21 protein-coding genes are annotated in these 20379 nt (G+C 41.9%); 19 read left to right on the top strand and 2 right to left on the bottom strand.

Annotated features, from left to right (window positions below; all coding sequences use genetic code 11):
* Position 1 precedes the first annotated feature (1 nt).
* Together ACIQZD_RS01525 and ACIQZD_RS01520 are read left to right on the top strand one after the other, a co-directional pair.
* Positions 2 to 553 (top strand): NUDIX hydrolase, encoded by a 552-nt coding sequence (locus ACIQZD_RS01525; RefSeq protein WP_402897509.1) that lies wholly within the window; start codon positions 2 to 4, stop codon positions 551 to 553.
* Positions 554 to 1735, top strand: coding sequence for an endonuclease Q family protein (locus ACIQZD_RS01520; RefSeq protein WP_402897507.1), 1182 nt, complete (start codon positions 554 to 556; stop codon positions 1733 to 1735).
* Positions 1736 to 1773: 38 nt separating this feature from the next.
* Here ACIQZD_RS01520 and ACIQZD_RS01515 read toward each other — a convergent pair whose 3' ends face one another.
* Positions 1774 to 2337 carry a GNAT family N-acetyltransferase gene (locus ACIQZD_RS01515; RefSeq protein WP_402897505.1) on the bottom strand — a complete coding sequence of 188 codons (564 nt, stop codon included), beginning with the start codon at positions 2335 to 2337 and terminating at the stop codon, positions 1774 to 1776.
* 139 nt (positions 2338 to 2476) lie between these two features.
* Here ACIQZD_RS01515 and spoIIM point away from each other — a divergent pair, with 139 nt between their 5' ends.
* The 17 genes from spoIIM (at position 2477) to lysA (ending at position 18788) form a co-directional block, all read left to right on the top strand.
* A complete protein-coding gene (spoIIM, locus tag ACIQZD_RS01510) occupies positions 2477 to 3124 on the top strand; it encodes a stage II sporulation protein M (protein ID WP_241592299.1) in 648 nt (215 codons plus the stop codon).
* Positions 3125 to 3243: 119 nt separating this feature from the next.
* On the top strand, positions 3244 to 3702 hold the full coding sequence (fur, locus tag ACIQZD_RS01505; RefSeq protein WP_101223459.1) for a ferric iron uptake transcriptional regulator: 459 nt from the start codon (positions 3244 to 3246) through the stop codon (positions 3700 to 3702).
* A 160-nt stretch (positions 3703 to 3862) separates the two neighbouring features.
* A complete protein-coding gene (locus ACIQZD_RS01500) occupies positions 3863 to 4090 on the top strand; it encodes a YqzK family protein (protein WP_402897503.1) in 228 nt (75 codons plus the stop codon).
* Positions 4091 to 4095: 5 nt separating this feature from the next.
* On the top strand, positions 4096 to 4989 hold the full coding sequence (xerD, locus tag ACIQZD_RS01495; protein ID WP_101222475.1) for a site-specific tyrosine recombinase XerD: 894 nt from the start codon (positions 4096 to 4098) through the stop codon (positions 4987 to 4989).
* Between the two features lie 302 nt (positions 4990 to 5291).
* Complete coding sequence (gene deoB, locus ACIQZD_RS01490) at positions 5292 to 6494, top strand: phosphopentomutase (protein WP_101222474.1); 1203 nt, start codon at positions 5292 to 5294, stop codon at positions 6492 to 6494.
* The gene (locus tag ACIQZD_RS01485; RefSeq protein WP_402897500.1) at positions 6495 to 7307 is read left to right on the top strand and encodes a purine-nucleoside phosphorylase; all 813 of its coding nucleotides are present in this window, start codon (positions 6495 to 6497) and stop codon (positions 7305 to 7307) included.
* A 64-nt stretch (positions 7308 to 7371) separates the two neighbouring features.
* A complete protein-coding gene (locus tag ACIQZD_RS01480) occupies positions 7372 to 8676 on the top strand; it encodes a pyrimidine-nucleoside phosphorylase (protein WP_402897498.1) in 1305 nt (434 codons plus the stop codon).
* 206 nt (positions 8677 to 8882) lie between these two features.
* Positions 8883 to 10049 (top strand): D-alanyl-D-alanine carboxypeptidase family protein, encoded by a 1167-nt coding sequence (locus ACIQZD_RS01475; protein ID WP_402897496.1) that lies wholly within the window; start codon positions 8883 to 8885, stop codon positions 10047 to 10049.
* A 131-nt stretch (positions 10050 to 10180) separates the two neighbouring features.
* A complete protein-coding gene (gene spoIIAA, locus ACIQZD_RS01470) occupies positions 10181 to 10531 on the top strand; it encodes an anti-sigma F factor antagonist (protein WP_034308142.1) in 351 nt (116 codons plus the stop codon).
* A 1-nt stretch (position 10532) separates the two neighbouring features.
* Positions 10533 to 10973, top strand: coding sequence for an anti-sigma F factor (spoIIAB, locus tag ACIQZD_RS01465; RefSeq protein ID WP_053346844.1), 441 nt, complete (start codon positions 10533 to 10535; stop codon positions 10971 to 10973).
* 13 nt (positions 10974 to 10986) lie between these two features.
* Positions 10987 to 11754 carry an RNA polymerase sporulation sigma factor SigF gene (gene sigF, locus ACIQZD_RS01460; protein ID WP_137016104.1) on the top strand — a complete coding sequence of 256 codons (768 nt, stop codon included), beginning with the start codon at positions 10987 to 10989 and terminating at the stop codon, positions 11752 to 11754.
* Positions 11755 to 12045: 291 nt separating this feature from the next.
* Entirely contained in the window at positions 12046 to 13335 is a 1290-nt protein-coding gene (locus ACIQZD_RS01455; RefSeq protein WP_048680228.1) for an NCS2 family permease, read from the top strand.
* A gap of 748 nt (positions 13336 to 14083) precedes the next feature.
* A complete protein-coding gene (locus ACIQZD_RS01450; RefSeq protein ID WP_402899838.1) occupies positions 14084 to 14680 on the top strand; it encodes a stage V sporulation protein AA in 597 nt (198 codons plus the stop codon).
* Complete coding sequence (locus tag ACIQZD_RS01445) at positions 14670 to 15092, top strand: stage V sporulation protein AB (protein WP_034308131.1); 423 nt, start codon at positions 14670 to 14672, stop codon at positions 15090 to 15092. The genes ACIQZD_RS01450 and ACIQZD_RS01445 overlap by 11 nt, the downstream gene beginning before the upstream one ends.
* Before the next feature lie 43 nt (positions 15093 to 15135).
* Positions 15136 to 15741, top strand: coding sequence for a stage V sporulation protein SpoVABEA (gene spoVAEA, locus ACIQZD_RS01440; protein ID WP_402897494.1), 606 nt, complete (start codon positions 15136 to 15138; stop codon positions 15739 to 15741).
* Positions 15722 to 17188 carry a spore germination protein gene (locus ACIQZD_RS01435; protein ID WP_402899835.1) on the top strand — a complete coding sequence of 489 codons (1467 nt, stop codon included), beginning with the start codon at positions 15722 to 15724 and terminating at the stop codon, positions 17186 to 17188. The genes spoVAEA and ACIQZD_RS01435 overlap by 20 nt, the downstream gene beginning before the upstream one ends.
* Before the next feature lie 271 nt (positions 17189 to 17459).
* Positions 17460 to 18788, top strand: a complete 1329-nt coding sequence (gene lysA, locus ACIQZD_RS01430; RefSeq protein WP_402897492.1) for a diaminopimelate decarboxylase — start codon at positions 17460 to 17462, stop codon at positions 18786 to 18788.
* A gap of 339 nt (positions 18789 to 19127) precedes the next feature.
* Here the strand turns inward: lysA and ACIQZD_RS01425 are convergent, their stop codons facing one another.
* Positions 19128 to 19997, bottom strand: coding sequence for a DUF1002 domain-containing protein (locus tag ACIQZD_RS01425; RefSeq protein ID WP_230176973.1), 870 nt, complete (start codon positions 19995 to 19997; stop codon positions 19128 to 19130).
* Between the last annotated feature and the right edge of the window lie 382 nt (positions 19998 to 20379).

Genomic DNA, 20379 nt, shown 5'->3' with positions numbered 1-20379 from the left:
GATGAAAAAATTTGAAGAAAAAACGCTGTCTTCGGAAAAAATCTTCACAGGAAAGGTAATCAGCCTGCAAGTGGATGATGTAGAGCTTCCTGATGGGAAAGCGGGTAAACGTGAAATAATCAAGCATCCGGGAGCGGTTGCCATCATAGCTCTCACGGCAGAAAATAAAATCATCATGGTTGAACAGTACCGTAAAGCGCTGGAGAGAAGCTTGGTGGAAATTCCTGCAGGAAAGCTGGAAAAAGGCGAAGAACCGGTTCTGTCGGCTAAACGGGAGCTGGAAGAGGAGACAGGTTATGAATGTGAAAGAATGGAGCACATCATATCCTTCTATACATCCCCAGGTTTCGCCGATGAATTGGTCCACCTATATGTGGCCCACAATTTGAAAAAGAAAGAAAATGCGGCCCCGCTGGATGAAGATGAATTCGTCGAGATGATTGAACTCACGCTGGAGGAAGCTCAAACTTATATGGATGAAGGGAAGATCAAAGATGCCAAAACGGCATATGCAGTTCAGTATCTACAGTTGAAAAAGGCGATGAAATCGTAAATGAAAGAGTTTTACGCTGACCTGCATATCCATATAGGCAGAACGAGAAGCGGAAGGGCCGTGAAAATAACAGGTGCTAAAACGTTAACCTTCAGCAATGTGCTGCAAGTGGCAAGTGAAAGGAAGGGCCTTGATCTAATCGGGATAATCGATTGCCATTCTCCTGAAATTATCGAAGAAATCGAAGCGGGGATGCTGGACGGCGAAATCACGGAGAAGATTGAAGGCGGACTTCAATACAAGAAGACAACCATCATTCCAGGCTCGGAGATTGAAATTTATGATCAGAATTGTAATGGACCGATCCATGTCCTCGCTTATTTTCCCACTATAAAAGCGATGAAGGAATTCTCCTCATGGCTGAGCGGACATGTTAAAAATATTACGTTGAGCTCCCAAAGGATTTATTGTGATGGAAGAACGCTGCAAAAGATCGTGAAATCACTGGGCGGCCTGTTTATCCCGGCACATGTTTTCACCCCGTTTAAAAGCTTATATGGAAAAGGGGTGCGATCCAGTCTGACAGAAGTATTCGATCCGAAGCTAATTGATGCCATCGAACTTGGTTTAAGCTCTGATACAGAAATGGTCAAGGATATCGAGGAGTTGGACTCCTATGTATTCGTAACAAATTCCGATGCGCATTCGCTTGGGAAAATCGCTCGTGAATATCAAAAAGTCCTGCTTGAAGAACCAAGTTTCAATGAGCTGGCAAAAGCCCTTAAAGAAAAAGGGAATCGTAAGGTTACCGTTAATTATGGATTGAACCCCTTATTGGGAAAGTATCATCAAACTGTATGTTCGGGGTGTTTACACCAGGTATTGAGGGATAGTGAACAATGTCCCGAATGCGGTAATAAATCCATTATAAAAGGGGTATCGTCCAGGATTGAAGAGCTCTCCATTTCCGGGACGGACGGAAGAAATGGTAGGGAAAGGCCGCCGTATATCCATCAAGTACCACTTGATTTCATCCCGGGACTCGGTCCTAAATCCATGGAAAAACTGCTGGTGGCATTTGGAACAGAGATGAATATCCTACATGAAGTTACGCTTGAACAGCTTAAGGAAATCGTTCCTGAAAAATTGGCGGGCTACATCGATTCTGCCAGAAAAGGGACGCTATCTTTTGAAGTGGGGGGCGGAGGAAAATACGGAAAGGTCAAAAAGGAATTAACCTGAAAAAAAGCCCTGACAGATGGAGATCTGTCAGGGCTTTTTTAGTTTGTTGTTTTTGCATAAATGGAGGTGTCCCGCGCTTCCTTGCCATCTGCACTAAGGCAGTCATTACGCAAAATTCCTTCAAGGGTATACCCCAGCTTTTCGGGAATCCGTTTGCTGGCAATATTATTAGGATCACAGCGGATCTCGACCCGCTTTGCGCCATAATGGTAAAAGGCGAATTTGGTTAACTTTTCTACCGCCTCCGTTATGTAGCCTTGTTTACTGTATCTCGTATCAATCCAATAGCCAATTTCAAATTTAGGGATATCCCAGTTAATTCGGTGCAGACCGGTGGAGCCGATGAATTGATCGTCTTCTTTCCTATAAATATGGAGTCTGATATCCTCTTTTAAAATGAAATCCGAAAAAGACTTAAGGACATTCTGTTCAGAAGTTTCCAAAGAAACATCTTGATGGGCAAACGGCAGCCATTGTTTCAATTCAGGTTTGGAATGGACAATGGCCTCGTGAACGTCCAGGCCATCGCCAGGCTGACAAGGCCTTAGATATAATCGTGGGGTTTCAATTTTTTCGGGAAAATCCATTAATATAGCTTTCATATCCTGCCTCCATATCGTTAATATGGAAAATTATAACATGAATTAAGCTCAAGGTGTTCGGCTGATGGAGAAAGTTTTCTTAGCATAAATGAGAGAGTGAAAACATAGATTCTAGTAAGCGGAGTTGGGAGGATGAAAGATGAAAAAAAAATCTGTCGTACAAAATGCCGTAATGAAACATATTAACGAACATTCCTCATTATATGTCTTTATCACTGTGCTTTTTTTGATGGGTGTCATTTTTGGGGCAATATTGGTGAATAGTTTGAGCTTTACCCAAAAGGAAGACTTGTTCTATTATTTATCGCAATTTTTCGGACAAGTATCCAAAGGTGAATTTGCCTCTTCGCATGATATGTTCAGCCAAAGTATTATGCATAATATAAAATATATCGGGGTCATCTGGATTCTCGGAATATCGGTCATCGGTTTGCCAGTCATCCTGGTTTTGTTATTTATAAAAGGGATGGTTGTTGGATTCACAGTCGGCTTTTTAGTCAATCAAATGGGATGGAGCGGTTTTTTATTATCGTTTGTCGCTATTTTGCCCCAAAATATATTCATCGTCCCGATATTCATCGTGATAACCGTTCTTGCCGTCTCGCTATCAATGAAAATGATCAGCCGGATTTTCCTAAAGCAGGTTCGTGAACCGCTGAAGCCGATAATTTCACGGTATATTTTCTCATTGATTTTGTCGGGATTATTTTTGATTACAGCTGCTGCATTTGAAGCGTACCTATCCCCTTCTTTAATGAAAAATGTCGTAAGTTTATTGGGTCATTGAGTGAAATTTGCCGTTCCCGCAAATTTTTTTATCATTAACAAGAAATCTATTTTGACAGTTTTCCCTCTTTTGATATAATGGATAGGATAGCGGCGCGGGAGGGAATATTAGGTATGGAAATAGAAAACAGAATTGATAGGATAAAAAAGCAGTTACACTCGTCCAGCTACAAATTAACGCCTCAGCGAGAAGCGACCGTCCGCGTTTTACTTGAGCATGAAGAGGATCATTTAAGCGCAGAAGACGTTTACCTCCTTGTCAAAGAAAAGTCGCCGGAAATTGGATTGGCAACAGTTTACCGTACGCTAGAGTTGCTGACTGAATTGAAGATAGTAGATAAAATTAACTTTGGAGACGGGGTTTCCCGTTATGATTTAAGACAAGAAGGAGCTGCGCATTTCCATCATCATCTTGTTTGTGTGGAATGTGGTGCGGTAGATGAGATTCAGGAAGACCTACTTGAAGACGTAGAAGACATTGTGGAACGCGACTGGAACTTCAAGATAAAAGACCATAGATTAACCTTTCATGGCATTTGTCATCGATGTCATGACAAAGAAGAAAATAAAGGTGAATGAAGCCGGACCTTTTCCATTTAATGGAGAAGGTTTTCTGCATTTTTAAAAGCCTATTTTCTCAAGTAAGAGTTGTTTTTGTTTTCTCCTTTCCGAAACACGTATAAAACTTGTCCTGTTGGGCATAGATTGATACAAAGGATCGAATGGGAGGGGAAAGAAGATGAAAACATCATTATCGCTTGTTTTGCATACGGCTAAAGTGATGATTCTCTTTGTTGGCTTCACTGTTCTTTTTTATATAGGAATGGTATGGTTAAATCAGGAATATCAAGATTATCATCGTTATGATGAACCGAAAGGCATGGCTGTAAAAGTATCGAAGGCAGTAGATACGGGTGATGATGCATGGCTTGAACGCTTAATGTTGTTTTATTTAAACGGGGAGTAATGAATATGGAAAATCAAATTAGGGATTTCATTCATTTTTTAACCATTGAAAAAGGGCTTGCCAAGAATACGCTCGTTTCCTATGAGCGTGACTTAAGATCATATTGGAGCTTTCTGAAAGAGGCTGAAGCCATCGAAGATTGGAATGATTCACGGCGGGTCAACATCCTGCATTTTCTCGTGCATTTGAAGGATCAAGGGAAATCATCGAAGACGGTGGCGCGTCATATAGCCTCCATTCGGTCTTTTCATCAATTTCTTCTAAGGGAAAAAGTAACCGATCAGGATCCTTCCATACATATAGAAACACCAAAACCGGAACGAAGTCTTCCAAAGGTATTAAGCATGGAAGAGGTTGAAGCACTATTGGAAGCCCCAAAGAAAATGGATGAATTCGGTTTACGCGATAAGGCAATGCTAGAACTGATGTATGCGACGGGTATGCGTGTCAGTGAGTTGATATCCATGGATGTAAGTGATGTCCATGCATCGATGGGTTTTGTCCGTTGTGTAGGAAAAGGAAATAAAGAGAGGATCATTCCGATTGGCCAAACAGCATTGGGTGCGATTGAGCATTATATGGAAAGTTCCCGGGGAAAAATGGCCAGCCCCAAGCATAGGACAGATTCACTTTTTTTGAATCATCATGGAAACAGGCTGACAAGGCAGGGATTTTGGAAGATTCTAAAAAAACTTGTAAAATCGGCACAAATTGAAAAAGAAATTACACCGCATACACTAAGACATTCTTTCGCGACACATCTATTGATGAACGGGGCTGATTTACGTGCCGTCCAAGAAATGCTTGGTCATGCGGATATTTCGACAACTCAAATTTATACACATATTACGAACGTACGGATCAAGGATGTATATTCAAAATTCCATCCGCGGGCTTAAAAGAATAGTAGAATGATAGAAAGGTTGTGAATTTAACCGCGAAGCGGTTGAAGGAGCAGCCTTTTTATTTCAGTGTGGTATTGACTGGTAAAGGGCTGCTGATGATTCTAAAGCACGCTCTATTGGCACTTTGTTTTATTCCGAAATATATTATTTGTCTCCATCATGGTAATCGTTTACAATGTAGAGAGGTCAGACTTCTGACGTTCTCACGATTTCATTTAAAATGAAGAGTAACTGAGCAGAATAAGGGTATTATAGAGAGTATAAAAAGTGATTTACTATTTTAGGAGGAATGACTCATGAAAGGGAATTCAGCATTTAATCGAATATTTGTAATAGTTATGGATTCAGTTGGAATTGGCGAAGCACCTGATGCAGATTTATTCGGTGATAAAGGGGCGGATACACTCGGCCATATCGCAGAAAGAATGAATGGATTGAACATGCCGACTCTCGCAAAATTGGGTTTAGGCAATATCCGTGAAATCAAGGGGATTGAAAAAGCTCAGCAACCTCTCGCATACTATACGAAAATGAAGGAAGCCTCTACAGGAAAAGATACGATGACTGGACATTGGGAAATCATGGGTTTGAATATATCGACTCCATTCCGTGTATTTCCGGATGGTTTCCCGGAATTATTAGTCAATGAACTCGAGGCGAAGATGGGTCGGGGAATTATTGGGAACGTCCCGGCAAGCGGCACGGAAATCATTGAAAGGCTCGGCGAGGAACATATGAAAACGGGTGCGCTGATCGTATATACATCAGCAGATTCCGTATTACAGATTGCTGCACATGAAGACATCGTCCCGATAGACGAATTGTACAAGATTTGTGAAATTGCCCGTGAAGTGACAATGGCTGATGAGTTCAAGGTTGGACGCGTGATTGCCAGACCTTTCACAGGTGAACCAGGAAACTTCAAAAGAACGCCTAACCGTCATGATTATGCATTGAAGCCTTTCAACCGGACAGTAATGGATGAATTGAAAGATTCTGGATATGATGTGCTCGCAATCGGGAAGATCTCGGATATCTTTGATGGGGAAGGCGTCACTGAATCATTAAGGACCGTATCCAATATGGATGGAATGGATAAATTAATCCAAACGGTAGAACAGGATTTCAAAGGGTTAAGTTTCCTTAATCTAGTCGACTTCGATGCTTTATACGGTCACCGCCGCGATCCAGAGGGATACGGAAAGGCATTGGAAGAATTCGATGCTAGGATGCCGGAAGTCCTTGATAAACTGAAAGAGGATGATTTATTGATCATCACTGCCGATCACGGGAATGATCCGGTTCATGAAGGAACCGATCATACACGTGAATATGTACCTTTATTAGTTTATTCCAAACGATTTACAGAAGGTGCCGAACTCCCGATAAGAGATACATTTGCTGATATCGGGGCGACGGTCGCTGCTAACTTTGATGTGAAAATGCCTGCCTACGGGAAAAATATATTGGGCGATCTAAATTTAGGGGAGATTAAATAGATGTTTAATAAAATAGAAACTGCTGCGTCATTTATAAAAAGTAAAATTGAAGGCTCTCCGGAGATAGGCCTGATTCTTGGTTCCGGACTTGGAGTATTGGCGGATGAAATTGAAAATCCCATAACGATTCCATACCACGAAATCCCGGAATTCCCGGTATCGACTGTTGAAGGACACGCTGGACAGCTTGTCATTGGACAATTAAGTGGCAAAAAAGTTGTAGCCATGCAAGGGCGTTTCCACTTTTATGAGGGTTACTCCATGGAGAAGGTCACTTTTCCTGTACGTGTAATGAAACTTCTTGGTGTTGAGCAGTTAATTGTAACGAACGCTGCCGGAAGCGTTAATGAAAGCTATGAACCAGGTGACTTGATGCTCATTACGGATCATATTAATTTAATGGGGGCAAACCCATTGATTGGTCCTAATGAAGAGCGTTTCGGACCTAGATTCCCTGATATGTCGGAAGCTTATAATAAAGACCTTCGGACACAAGCGAAAAAAATAGCAGCTTCACTAGGATTGGATATTAAAGAAGGTGTCTATATCGGGAATACAGGACCGACCTATGAGACACCTGCAGAAGTGAAAATGGCACGGATCCTTGGCGGGGATGCAGTTGGTATGTCGACAGTCCCGGAAGTTATCGTAGCAAGGCATAGCGATATGAAAGTGCTCGGAATCTCATGCCTTACCAATATGGCCGCAGGCATTCTGGATCAGCCTTTATCGCATGAAGAGGTAATTGAAACGACGGAAAAAGTGAAAAGCAGCTTTCTGGAATTTGTTAAGCACATCGTTAAAGACATATAAAACGGACCAAAAAATACAAGTACACCTAAAGAGAAGCGGTGTCCTTAAAAGTGGGGATTCTAATATGAGAATGGTAGATTTAATCGAGAAAAAGCGTGATGGAAAGGCTCTTACTACAGAAGAAATACAGTTCATCATCAAAGGGTTTACCGACGGATCGATTCCGGATTATCAAATGAGCGCTTGGTCAATGGCTGTTTATTTCAAAGGCATGAATGAGCAGGAACGTGCTGATTTAACCATGGCAATGGTCGAATCAGGAGATCAAATTGATTTATCGATGATTGAAGGAATTAAGGTCGATAAACATTCAACAGGCGGTGTTGGTGATACGACAACATTAGTGCTTGGACCATTGGTTGCTGCTGTAGGTGTTCCAGTGGCAAAGATGTCAGGACGCGGTCTTGGCCATACAGGCGGAACGATCGATAAGTTGGAGTCTGTAAAAGGATTTCATGTCGAAATAGAAAATGACGAGTTCATCCGACTTGTTAATAAAAATAAGATAGCAGTCATTGGACAAAGTGGTAACCTGACTCCAGCCGACAAAAAGCTATATGCATTGCGTGATGTTACGGCTACCGTTAACAGTATCGGTTTGATTGCTGGCTCGATCATGAGTAAAAAAATCGCCGCTGGTGCTGATGCAATCGTACTTGATGTTAAAACGGGAGCGGGCGCTTTCATGAAAACGCTTGAAGATTCCGAAGAGTTGGCGCATGCAATGGTTAGCATCGGAAACAATGTAGGGCGAAATACGATGGCTGTCATTTCCGATATGAGCCAACCGTTGGGTTACGCAATCGGAAATGCTTTAGAAGTGAAGGAAGCCATCGATACACTTAAAGGAGAAGGACCGGAAGATTTAACGGAACTTTCTTTAACACTAGGAAGCCATATGGTATACCTTGCCAAAAAGGCAAATTCTCTGAAAGAAGCAAGAACCTTGCTGGAAAATGCGATTAAGGACGGTTCTGCACTTAACTCATTCAAGGTTTTCCTAGAAGCGCAGGGAGGCGATGGATCAGTTGTGGATCAGCCGGAAAAACTGCCGCAGGCTGCTCATACTTTCGAGCTGGAAGCGAAAGAGGACGGATATGTATCGGAGATCATCGCTGATGAAGTAGGAACGGCAGCCATGCTGTTAGGTGCCGGGCGGGCGACTAAGGAATCAGAGATTGATTTGGCAGTCGGACTGGTACTTCGTAAAAAAATCGGGGAAACCGTGGCAAAAGGTGAATCCCTTGTGACGATTTACAGCAACTTTGAAGATGTTTCAAAGGTAAAAGAAAAATTGTATGAAAGCATTGCAATTTCAAAAGAGAAAGTAGAAAAACCTACATTGATCTATAAAGAGATCATGGAATAAATATTTTCCAAAAAAGGCCGCGCTTTTGAGCGGCCTTTTTACGTTTATATCATAGAAAGTTTAAAAGAGGATGCCCATGCGCATCCTCTTTTAATTTGGTTCACTTTGTTACCCTATATCCAGTATATGTTCAAAATTCATCTTTATTTGTATAAAAATGGGTTTAATGGAAAAAATAAATTCTATAAAGATTGGAGGGTATGGAGATGAAGCGGATTCTTTCTCTATTTTTAACCGTATTGGTAGCAATGGGTTTTAGCGTCCCACAAACAAAAGCAGCTGAGGAAAAAGGAGTCGAATTGGCGGCAAATGCTAAATCGGCTATTTTGATTGAACGGGATACAGGTACTGTTCTCTATGATAAAAATGCAGACGTTCGTCTTTCGCCGGCAAGCATGACGAAAATCATGACAATGCTGCTGATCATGGAAGCGATCGATAAAGGCGAACTTAGCATGAAGGAGAAGATCAGGACTAGTGAGTATGCAGCATCGATGGGCGGTTCCCAGATCTTCCTCGAGCCAGGTGAAGAAATGACAACAGAACAAATGCTCAAGGGCATCTCGATTGGTTCGGCGAATGATGCATCGGTGGCGATGGCTGAACGTCTAGCTGGATCGGAAGAAGAGTTTGTTAGGAAAATGAACAAAAAGGCGAAAGAACTCGGGTTGAAAAATACAAAGTTCCAAAACGCAACAGGCCTTCCTGTTAAAGATCATTACAGTTCGGCACATGATATGTCGATCATGGCGAAGGAATTATTGAAATACGATACGATTACAAGGTTCACGGGTACATATGAAGATTATCTCCGTGAAAATACCGAAAAGAAATTCTGGCTTGTCAACACGAACAGATTAGTGAAATTTTACCCTGGGGTCGATGGACTGAAGACAGGATTCACAAATGAAGCGAAGTATTGTTTGACAGCGACCGCCAAAAAAGGGAATATGCGTGTCATTGCCGTCGTTTTCGGAGCCGTTTCCCCTAAGGAACGAAACGCTCAGGTCACAAAGATGTTAGATTATGCATTTTCACAATATATCACATACCCGATTTATAAACGCGGCGAGGTGTTAGGTGAAGCAAAGGTAAGTAAAGGCGACAAGAAATCGGTGGTGGGTGTGACAAGTGAACCTATTTCAGTTTTGACAGCCAAAAACGGAACGGCAAAGGACTTTACAAAAAAAATCACGCTTGATAAAGATTTGGATGCCCCGATTAAAAAAGGTGATGAAATTGGTACGCTTGAATTGAAGAAAAACGGCAAGGTGTATGTCGAATCTCCGATTGTTGCGAAGGAAACTGTTGAAAATGCCAGCTGGTGGCAATTGTATAAACGGGCTTTCGGCATGTTTACCCAAGCGAAATAGAATAAATTGTCGCAATGCCTGTTAATCGTACTAATTTAGGCGAAACTCCACTAGTTTTGCTAGTAAGGAGGAATCGGCAGGTTAAAAAGAGAATTTGACTCTTTATAAGACAGTGAAGGAGGCTGTATATAATGAGTCTTACGATTAATATGGAGGCGAAAAATCGCGTATTGTGCATTCGTCTCAAAGGTGATTTAGATCATCATACAGCAGAAAAATTGAAAAACCAGGCAGAGGCAGCCATTCAAAAGCATAATATCAAACATATCATCCTTAACATGGAAGAATTGGATTTTATGGACAGTTCAGGGCTTGGAGTTATTTTAGGGCGCTATAAGCAGGTGAATAAAAAGCAAGGTGAAATGGTGGTATGTGCAATTTCTCCGGCAGTAAAGCGGTTATTTGAGATGTCAGGGTTGTTTAAAATTGTTAAAATGGAACTATCCGAAAAAAACGCTTTGCAAAGACTGGGGGTTGCCTAAAATGAAAAATAAAATGGAAACGAAATTTTCTGCACTTAGCCAAAATGAATCTTTTGCCAGGGTAACTGTTGCGGCTTTCATTGCCCAATTGGACCCGACGATGGATGAATTGACAGAGATCAAGACTGTCGTGTCAGAAGCCGTTACGAATTCGATTATCCATGGGTATGAGAGTGACCCGGAAGGTTGGGTATACATTTCAGTGATCATCGAAGGCGATACTGTGGAATTGACCATCCGGGATGAAGGACTGGGCATTGAAGACGTCGAGGAGGCTAAACAGCCGTTATTTACGACAAAACCCGAACTTGAACGTTCCGGTATGGGATTCACCATCATGGAAAACTTCATGGATGAAATCAATATAATTTCCCATAAGGGCGAAGGCACGATCATTCGATTAAAAAAGCACTTAACTACAAGCAGAGCTTTGTGCAATTAAGGGAGACTTGCATATGGATGTGGAGGTTAAAAACGAGAAGAGCAAGAAAGGCCAGCCCCATTTAAAAGATGAGGAATTGCGGAATTTAATCCAACGCAGCCAGAGCGGTGACCAAGATGCGAGAAACCTGATTGTCAATAGCAATCTGAGGCTTGTATGGTCAGTAGTGCAAAGATTCCTCAATCGAGGTTACGAACCGGATGACCTTTATCAAATAGGCTGTATTGGTCTGTTAAAGTCCGTGGATAAATTTGACCTATCGTTTGAAGTGAAATTCTCAACGTATGCTGTGCCTATGATCATAGGTGAAATCCAACGTTTCATCCGTGATGACGGAACGGTTAAAGTAAGCCGGTCATTAAAGGAAATGGCGAATAAAATTCGCAGGGCCAAAGAGGAGCTTTCAAAGACGTATGGCCGTGTTCCGACTGTCAATGAATTGGCGGAACATCTAGAGCTGTCGCCAGAGGAAATCATCATGGCCCAAGAAGCTAGCAGGAGCCCTTCATCCATCCATGAAACGGTTTACGAAAATGATGGAGATCCGATTACTCTTCTTGACCAGATTGCCGACAATAATGAAACCTCCTGGTTCGATCAAATCGCTTTGAAAGAAGCCATACAAGAATTGAATGAACGTGAAAGGCTGATTGTTTTCCTGAGGTATTATAAAGATCAGACGCAATCGGAAGTGGCGGCAAGGCTTGGTATCTCCCAAGTCCAGGTGTCAAGGCTGGAAAAGAAGATTCTTCAGCAAATGAAAAACCACATGAATCAATGATTCATGTGGTTTTTCATTGAGCTTGAAAATAAATGATTGATTTTAGGAAAAAGTAAAAGTGATTCTTATCAAGTAGAATGAAAATATGAGCGGGGTCGAATTTTTTAGTTGAATTTAGGATTAAAAACGAATATTATAGTAAAGGTCGCGTTTTTCATTCGTTTTTTTAGCTTTCTTTTAATCAATAATGATTAGGAAAAACGTCGATGCAGTACAATATTAGGACACCTTGCCTTTTCGTGCAAACGGTTGTCGGTGTTTCCTTTAGATCTGGAGGTCTAAAATATGTTTATGGAAAAGTTTTTCTCCCTGAAAGAAAATGGGACGGATGTCCGTACAGAAGTCATGGCGGGCGTTACGACATTTTTAACTATGGTTTATATCCTAATCGTGAATCCGGCTTTATTATCTTCAATCGGAATACCATTTGAACAAGTTTTCATGGCAACGGTCATATCAGCGGTGATTGGTACCCTTATCATGGGACTCGTTGCAAAATACCCGATTGCGATAGCACCAGGGATGGGTTTGAATGCGTATTTTGCCAGCGTAGTGGGGGCACAGGGCCTTTCATACCAGACCGTATTCGGTACGGTATTCATTGCTGGTTTGCTATTTCTACTAATTAGCGTGACAAGCTTGCGTAAAATGATAATTGATGCGATTCCTAACTCATTAAAGTATGGCATCACATCAGGAATTGGTTTATTCATTGCGTTTATCGGATTAAAAAATGCTGGAATCGTAGTTCCTAATGAATCAACGATGGTGACACTTGGCGATTTGCATCAGCCTGGAACCGTTTTAGCATTAGCAGGCTTATTCATTACCTTGATTTTTATGGCCCGTAATATTAAAGGGGCAATTTTCATTGGTATGATCGTTACGGCAATCATTGGCTACTTTATCGGTTTGCTCAACTTTGATGGGGTCTTATCTGTACCTCCTACACCGGTATTTTTCGATATCGATATTGCCGGTGTCTTCACGAATTCTTTATATTCAATTGTTTTTGCCTTTTTACTTGTGACGATTTTTGATACGACAGGAACCTTGATTGGCGTGACGGAACAGGCAGGACTAACGAAGGATGGGAAAATCCCTCGTGCCAAGAAAGCCTTTTTAGGTGATGCGATTGCGACGACAGTCGGCTCGATGTTTGGTACAAGCCCTTCGACTGCCTATGTTGAGTCAAGTACGGGAGTGGCCGCAGGCGGACGTACGGGATTAACCGCTACAGTCGTGGCAATCTTGTTTGCTGCATCGATTTTCTTTTCTCCATTGATATCGGCAATTTCTTCAGTTCAAGCAATCACAGCTCCTGTTTTGATCATCGTGGGATGTTTCATGATGGAAGGGCTGGCTAAAGTCAATTGGAAAATTTTCGATGAGGCATTTCCGGCATTTGCGATCATTTTAACGATGCCGCTTACTTCAAGTATATCTACAGGGATTGCAATCGGGTTCATTACTTATCCCCTTATGAAGGTATTCAGTGGAAAAGGAAAATCCGTACATCCGCTCATTTATATTTTTGGATTGATATTTTTGGTTCAGCTGATTTTCTTCCCCACTCATTAAAGTATGAATCTAAATCAAAAAGACATGCTGTCATTTCAACGTGTCTCAGACTGTCGGCAAACTCGAAGAAAAGGGAGTTTGCCTACAGTTTTTTTATTTAAAAAACATTCCAGTTGATTTCAGAAATCCGCTCCCTTTCCGCCGACTGTCTGCCAAGCCTCCTCGGCACAAGCGCCTGTGGTGTCTTGGCTAGCCAGTTATTCGGCAGGAGTGTCGCAAATTTCTTCAATCCAATTTGGGTTACAGTAAAAAAACATTAAGGATAATCTAGTCTTGTTCATGGTTCGAGATGGACCGTTCCGAACCTCCAATTATAAACAATCTAAGAAAAGTCAGTTTCCCTACAGTTTTTTTATTTAAAAAACATTCCAGTTGATTTCAGAAATCCGCTCCCTTTCCGCGGGCGGTTCGCCCTCGTTGCCTGTTCGCCAGTGAGGCTTCCTTGGAGGCGCTTTTCAAGGAGGAGTCCCGACCTTCCTCTCCAATCAAAACCATACCTGAGAAGTTGAAGGTGTTGCTTTGGGTCAGTGGTTCCGAAACATCATTTGATGAAAGATAAGTTATCCGAACCCCTTTTGTCTACAAATAGAGACATGCTGTCATTGCAGCGTGTCTTTTTTTGTTTTCAAATTAGTAATATTTGGACATGGATCACTTCCTGCATTTTCAAACTGCTTCCAATCCATACTACTAGCATAAGGAAATAAAAGGTCGGGATGTGATGAGAGTGGCAGTTGTATATATCAGGATGAGGAACCGTGTACAAGTAAAGGGAAATCAAACGGTGAGGATAAAAGATATTGCAAGGATAATCGGACCTGAAGAAGTGATTACCTTAATTGAAGAAATCATATTATTAACGGTCAAGAAGGAAGATAGGAATATTATTGTCATTGATTTGGCTCAAGTTATCATGGCCATCCGCAAGGTGGATCCGACTATTGAAGTGGAGACATTCGGGCCCTCCCAAACGATCATCGAAATCATCCTCTCGAAAAAGAAAATGTCATACCTGACATTCGCCTTAGTTTGGTTTTTGTTATTTGTCGGCGGCGGAATGACGATCATGAATTTTCATGTGGATGTCAGCATGGGGGAAGTGCATCAAAAAATCTTTACTATAATAACGGGAAAAGTGGAAGATAAACCGTTATTGATCCAAATCCCATATAGCTTCGGCCTTGGTATGGGCATGATTCTATTTTTTAATCACTTCTTTAAAAAACGCTTCAATGAGGAACCTAGTCCGCTCGAGGTTGAAATGTTCAACTATCAGCAGGATTTGGACCGTTATGTAATCATGAATGAAAATAAGGAGAACGTGCGCCACCTTGATGACCGGTAAAATCATCTTCGGAATCTTTGTCGGTTTAGCCGGGGGTTTTGCGACAGGTGCGGGTTTTGTAGCGTTTTTAACTGTACTTGGGGTGATTCCGAGGCTGACTCAGCTGACAAAAACAATGAAAATGATACATTACTACGAAGGAGCCATCATAGCCGGAGTTGTCGCAGGAACATGGTTAGGATTACAGGAAACGGAACTTTCCCTCCCGCATTTTTTATTAATTCCGATCGGTTTGGCTGACGGGATATTTAATGGGATGCTCGCTGCTGCCTTAACTGAAGTCCTGAATGTATTTCCGGTTCTTTCAAAACGAATCGGAATTCAAGAGAAGATCATTTATCTGTTGATGGCACTCGTATTGGGAAAAATAGCCGGATCATTATTCCAATGGATTTATTTTGTCGATTTATAAGATTATGAGGTAACTATTCCTGATGATGAAAGGTAGGCCCAAGATGGTGACCAAACGAAAAGTGATATTGATTACGGATGGAGATGAGTATGCGAAACGGGCTGTTGAGCATGTAGCCAAGGAAATTGGGGGAAGATGTATCTCCATGTCCCAAGGTAATCCATCACGATATACGGGCTTGGAGTTAGTTGAATTAATAAAAAAGGCGAAGTATGATCCTGTATTGGTCATGTTTGATGATAGCGGTTTTATAGGAGAAGGATCAGGCGAACAGGCAATGAAGGTAGTTGCCGGACACCCTGATATTAATGTCCTTGGCGTAATAGCGGTCGCTTCAAAGACTAGAAGGGAAGAATGGACCAAGGTGGATATCTGTATTGACCGTGATGGTAATTTGACACCGAACGGGGTTGATAAATACGGCGCCGAGGAATTTGAACTGGGCAAGATAACAGGAGATACGGTGTATTGCATCGATCAATTACATGTTCCCATCGTAGTGGGGATAGGAGATATAGGGAAAATGTCCCATCAGGACGATTTTAAAAGAGGAGCACCGATAACCAAGCTAGCGGTGGAAATCATATTGGAAAGGAGTGGTCATAATGACTTCAGAAAAACCTCAAAACATGATGCCGATTCCGAGTAGGGTAGCGGAAGTTGACGCTTACATGGAAGAGAAAGTAGGTCTGGGCGTCAGCTTCGACTTAGGAGTAAGAAAGATAAAGGTCTTAAGAAAAGATGTGCATATTTACTATATAAACGGGCTGACGGATACAGAGTACATCATTGATATCCTCGATTCTCTTATTCATAACAAAAATGCCGATATCGTGTCTACTAAAGTTTTTGATGTAGTCAAAGACTTGCTCGTACACCAATCCGTTCAGGAAATAAAGACGATGGATGAGCTTGTTGATCAGGTATTATCCGGTTTAATAGTCGTTGTTGTTGATGGTAAACCAATAGGATTGGTTGTGGATGTCAGGAGTTATCCCGGGAGACAGCCAGTAGAACCCGATACGGAAAAAGTCGTCCGTGGATCTAGGGATGGTTTTGTCGAGAATATCATCATTAACACAGCGATAACCAGACGGAGAATCCGGGATGAAAGATTACGTTTCGAAATGCTGCATGTAGGGGAACGATCGAAATCGGATATATCCATCGGCTACATTAAAGATATTGCCGATCCCGATTTAATAGAAATCGTTCGTAAGGAATTGAATAGTATTGAGGTTGATGGCATAACGATGTCTGATAAAACGATCGAAGAGTTCATCGTAAAGCAAAGGTATAACCCATACCCGCTTGTCAGATACACGGAACGGGCTGATGTGGCGGCAACGCATTTGCTTGAGGGGCATGTCCTTATTTATGTGGATACTTCACCGAGTGTCATCATTACCCCGTCCACTCTTTTCCATCACATGCAACACGCTGAGGAGTATCGGCAGGCACCTGCCGTTGGGACCTTGGTGCGCTGGGTCCGGTTTCTCGGGATCTTCGTTTCGTTATTCTTGCTGCCGATTTGGTTATTGTTTTGTTTAGAGCCTTCCCTCCTGCCGGAAAAGTTCGAGTATATCGGGCCGAATGAAAAAACGCATATACCCATTTTAGTCCAAATCTTCATATCCGATATTGGGATAGAATTCCTAAGGATGGCAGCCGTACATACTCCGACACCGCTTTCTACGGCGATGGGCTTGGTTGCGGCAGTTTTGATAGGGCAGATAGCGATAGATGTTGGCCTCTTTGTTCCTGAAGTGGTTCTCTACGCTTCAGTGGCTACAATCGGTACATTTGTCACTCCAAGTTTAGAACTAGGGGTAGCGAATAAAATTTCCCGTTTGGCACTGCTAGTTTTGGTCGCTTTATTTAAAGTGCCTGGTCTGGTCATAGGCATCACGCTCTACATTATCATGCTTACTAGCATAAAAACGTTAAATACACCTTATTTATGGCCGCTTCTACCGTTTCAGCCGAAAGCCTTGTCACATATAATATTTAGAAGACCTTATCCAGGTTCTATAGAACGGCCGAGTATTGTACATCCCCAGGATTTATATAGGCAGCCAAGAAAATCTAAAGGTTGATGTTGTCGAATAGTTGTGGTAATTTAATTTTATTCGGATAAAGCGGTATAGTTAGGCTTCACAAAGAGATCAAGCTACTATGACTCTTTGGAGTTTAAACCAATCTGTCTTTCCCTTCGAACTACTGAGCAGTCATAGAGAACAATATTTACATGAGATAATCGATTCGTTGAGGCTTGTTCATATAGAGGACCTTTCATATGGTTTCTTTATTTGAGGCTGCCTCATTTCTTATTAATCTTTAGTTTTAAGTCAGGAAGGTGAAGCTATCATGCATTTGTACGGAACCGGTGGTGTCAATGAACGTGGACACCTAGAGATTGGCGGAGTGGATACGATCGAATTGATCGAACAATTTGGTACACCATTATATGTTTATGATGTAGAGCTAATTCGCGAACGGGCAAGAGGGTTCAAGAGAACTTTTGAGGAATTGGGGATTTCAGCTCAAGTTGCTTACGCAAGTAAGGCCTTTTCTTCGATTGCAATGATCCAGTTGGCTGAGCAAGAAGGACTTTCCCTCGATGTTGTCTCAGCGGGGGAATTGTATACGGCAATTAAGGCAAATTTCCCAACAGAACGGATTCACTTCCATGGAAATAACAAAAGTGAAGAAGAGCTACATATGGCTTTGGATCATGACATTGGCTGTATAGTAGTCGATAATTTTTCAGAGTTGACACTGTTGGATGAAATTTGTACAAACCGTGAACAAAAGGTGAAAATCCTTCTTCGTGTAACACCAGGTATTGAAGCCCATACGCATGATTATATTTTGACAGGGCAAGAAGATTCGAAATTTGGTTTTGATCTTATTAACGGCCAGGCCGAAGCTGCCCTTAGGCAAGCACTGCAAAGTGAATTCCTGGAAGTGCTTGGGCTGCACTGCCATATAGGTTCCCAGATCTTTCAAACGACGGGTTTCCTTCTCGCAGCCCAAAAAATTATCGGCAAGCTGAATGATTGGCATGGTTCGGTAGGGTTTCAACCAAAAGTATTGAATCTCGGAGGCGGATTCGGGATTCGTTATACACAAGAGGACGACCCGCTGCCCGCGTCTCAATATGTTGAGGAAATCGTTAAGGAAGTGCAGAACCTGATTGCTGATTCCGATTTAGTAATGCCTGAAATCTGGATTGAACCTGGCCGTTCTTTAGTCGGAGACGCCGGTGTGACACTGTACAAGGTCGGTTCTGAAAAGGAAGTTCCTAATGTCCGTAAATATATTGCCGTTGATGGGGGCATGAGTGATAATTTACGTCCCGCTCTTTACGAAGCTAAATATGATGCAATTCTTGCAAACCGGCCGCTTGACCCTGTAGAAGAGACAGTGTCCATTGCCGGGAAATGCTGTGAAAGCGGAGATATGCTGATTTGGGATTTACCATTGCCAAAAGCCGGCCGCGGTGATGTCTTGGCGGTATTTTGTACAGGGGCATATGGATATTCCATGTCGAATAATTACAATCGGATTCCGAGACCGGCTGTCGTCTTTGCCGAAAATGGAGAAGCCCGGTTGGTCATCAAACGCGAGACGTACGAAGATCTTATCCATTTGGATTTGGCCCTTCATGAAGCGGCAGTCGTCAATAAAGAATAGAAAAAAGGATGGCATTGGCCATCCTTTCAGTTTGTAGATAAAAGGGCTATGGAAAACGTAACTTTGATCAAATGATGTTCCCGAACCAAACTGACCCAAAGGAATACCTTCAACTCCTAAGGTATGTTTCCAATCTAAATGTTAAAACAAAGTCGATTGGAACGGAAGGTACGAGACTCCTGCGGGAAAAGCGCGTCCAAGGGAGACCCCGCAGGCACAATGGCGCCGAGGAGGCTCCCGGACCGCCCGCGGAAAGCGAGTGCCTGGAGTGGAAATCAACGGTCAAATTGAACAGCAATAGAAAAAAGGATGGCATTGGCCATCCTTTTTTTATTGGAGTCAGCTGAAAAGTGACTTGATCGCGTCTATTAAACTACTGAAGACTTCTTTCAATTTATCCAGAAATGATTGACCCTCTTCGGATTCAAGAAAATTGGAAAGCTTATCTTTAGCTGCAGTAAGCTGATCACCGACAGCGTTCCAATCAATATCCAATTCTTTTAGCTTATTGAATAAATCAATTAAACTTTGGACTTGAGCATCATTTAAGGTGATTCCAAGGTCTTTTGCTGAAGACTCGACAACCTCGCGGACCTCCTCAGTATTGGCTGGTGGATTTGCTGCCATTTCCTCTTTGATTTTCGTAACAAGTGCAGAGGCTTCTTCTGTACCGATTTCGTCACCCAATTTTGCTGTTTTCACCATTTCTTCATTCGCTGCCTGTTTCACATCTTCAGGAATCTTCTTGTCGGCAGAGATTTCATAGGCTTTAATGACCCCTGTCAAAGCCGCTGTACCGGAGACGGGTATTGGCGCGGTGACATAAACGGTAGCATCCTTTACTCCAGCAGTTGCCAGTGCATTGATATACATTTCATCGGAAACCCAGTTAATGTTTTTCGACTCCAATTTAAGTCCGGTCCCTTTTTCCTCCAAAGTAATCGCAGAAGATGAAATCGCTTTTGTACCGATCAGACGGCTAGCAATATAGTCTCCTAAGTATTCATGTTCCTCCGCATTTGTAACCGTAAGGACCTCAACATCATTAGGTGCTTTCATTTCTGATAAAATCATATTTTTTTGTTCATTTGTCAAATTCTCACCAAGTGTGACGATCATTTCACCAACAGCTGCATCTGCAAAAGCCTTATATGGCAATAATAGGCATAATAAAATGGTTACAATGACCCATTTATTCATTTTTTTCATGATAATCCTCCTTAACTTTTCCTGCTGAATTGGGAATCTTTCAATAAAAGGGCGGCACTTTAAATCAGATTCATAGTATTTGACGAAACAAAGGATAAAAAAGATACATATTTTCCTGAAAAAAATTTATATAGCCCAAGATAGCTACGGTTTTTTTAACGAAAAAGTTTGGTGTATCTTTGTCTTTTATACCTAAGAGAGCATTCTATGAACCTAGATCACTTTACCAATGTAGTAAAATCGAAGCAAGATTGCAAGGATATTTGTCAGATTGTGTTAAGTTATAGTAGAATGAATTCGTTATTTAAATATTTGGACCATTCATAAAGGGAGTATGGGATGAGGAAAAGTAATAAGACTCTTTTACTTATGATGCTTATTA

Source organism: Peribacillus sp. NPDC096447 (genome assembly GCF_044762725.1).
GTDB lineage: Bacteria > Bacillota > Bacilli > Bacillales > DSM-1321 > Peribacillus.
Note: the sequence above shows the minus strand (reverse complement) of the source record. Positions and strands in the feature narration are given on the sequence as shown.

What these genes read in the sequence shown, in the direction of transcription:
- ACIQZD_RS01445 (WP_034308131.1), top strand. Translation starts at nt 14,670, where the DNA reads ATGACCGGTAAAATCATCTTCGGAATCTTTGTCGGTTTAGCCGGGGGT.
- ACIQZD_RS01480 (WP_402897498.1), top strand. Translation starts at nt 7,372, where the DNA reads ATGAGAATGGTAGATTTAATCGAGAAAAAGCGTGATGGAAAGGCTCTT.
- spoIIAA (WP_034308142.1), top strand. Translation starts at nt 10,181, where the DNA reads ATGAGTCTTACGATTAATATGGAGGCGAAAAATCGCGTATTGTGCATT.
- ACIQZD_RS01435 (WP_402899835.1), top strand. Translation starts at nt 15,722, where the DNA reads ATGATGCCGATTCCGAGTAGGGTAGCGGAAGTTGACGCTTACATGGAA.
- ACIQZD_RS01515 (WP_402897505.1), bottom strand. Translation starts at nt 2,337, where the DNA reads ATGAAAGCTATATTAATGGATTTTCCCGAAAAAATTGAAACCCCACGA.
- ACIQZD_RS01475 (WP_402897496.1), top strand. Translation starts at nt 8,883, where the DNA reads ATGAAGCGGATTCTTTCTCTATTTTTAACCGTATTGGTAGCAATGGGT.
- spoVAEA (WP_402897494.1), top strand. Translation starts at nt 15,136, where the DNA reads ATGGTGACCAAACGAAAAGTGATATTGATTACGGATGGAGATGAGTAT.
- ACIQZD_RS01425 (WP_230176973.1), bottom strand. Translation starts at nt 19,997, where the DNA reads ATGAAAAAAATGAATAAATGGGTCATTGTAACCATTTTATTATGCCTA.
- deoB (WP_101222474.1), top strand. Translation starts at nt 5,292, where the DNA reads ATGAAAGGGAATTCAGCATTTAATCGAATATTTGTAATAGTTATGGAT.
- sigF (WP_137016104.1), top strand. Translation starts at nt 10,987, where the DNA reads ATGGATGTGGAGGTTAAAAACGAGAAGAGCAAGAAAGGCCAGCCCCAT.
- lysA (WP_402897492.1), top strand. Translation starts at nt 17,460, where the DNA reads ATGCATTTGTACGGAACCGGTGGTGTCAATGAACGTGGACACCTAGAG.
- spoIIAB (WP_053346844.1), top strand. Translation starts at nt 10,533, where the DNA reads ATGAAAAATAAAATGGAAACGAAATTTTCTGCACTTAGCCAAAATGAA.
- ACIQZD_RS01525 (WP_402897509.1), top strand. Translation starts at nt 2, where the DNA reads ATGAAAAAATTTGAAGAAAAAACGCTGTCTTCGGAAAAAATCTTCACA.
- ACIQZD_RS01520 (WP_402897507.1), top strand. Translation starts at nt 554, where the DNA reads ATGAAAGAGTTTTACGCTGACCTGCATATCCATATAGGCAGAACGAGA.
- xerD (WP_101222475.1), top strand. Translation starts at nt 4,096, where the DNA reads ATGGAAAATCAAATTAGGGATTTCATTCATTTTTTAACCATTGAAAAA.
- spoIIM (WP_241592299.1), top strand. Translation starts at nt 2,477, where the DNA reads ATGAAAAAAAAATCTGTCGTACAAAATGCCGTAATGAAACATATTAAC.
- ACIQZD_RS01500 (WP_402897503.1), top strand. Translation starts at nt 3,863, where the DNA reads ATGAAAACATCATTATCGCTTGTTTTGCATACGGCTAAAGTGATGATT.
- ACIQZD_RS01455 (WP_048680228.1), top strand. Translation starts at nt 12,046, where the DNA reads ATGGAAAAGTTTTTCTCCCTGAAAGAAAATGGGACGGATGTCCGTACA.
- ACIQZD_RS01485 (WP_402897500.1), top strand. Translation starts at nt 6,495, where the DNA reads ATGTTTAATAAAATAGAAACTGCTGCGTCATTTATAAAAAGTAAAATT.
- ACIQZD_RS01450 (WP_402899838.1), top strand. Translation starts at nt 14,084, where the DNA reads ATGAGGAACCGTGTACAAGTAAAGGGAAATCAAACGGTGAGGATAAAA.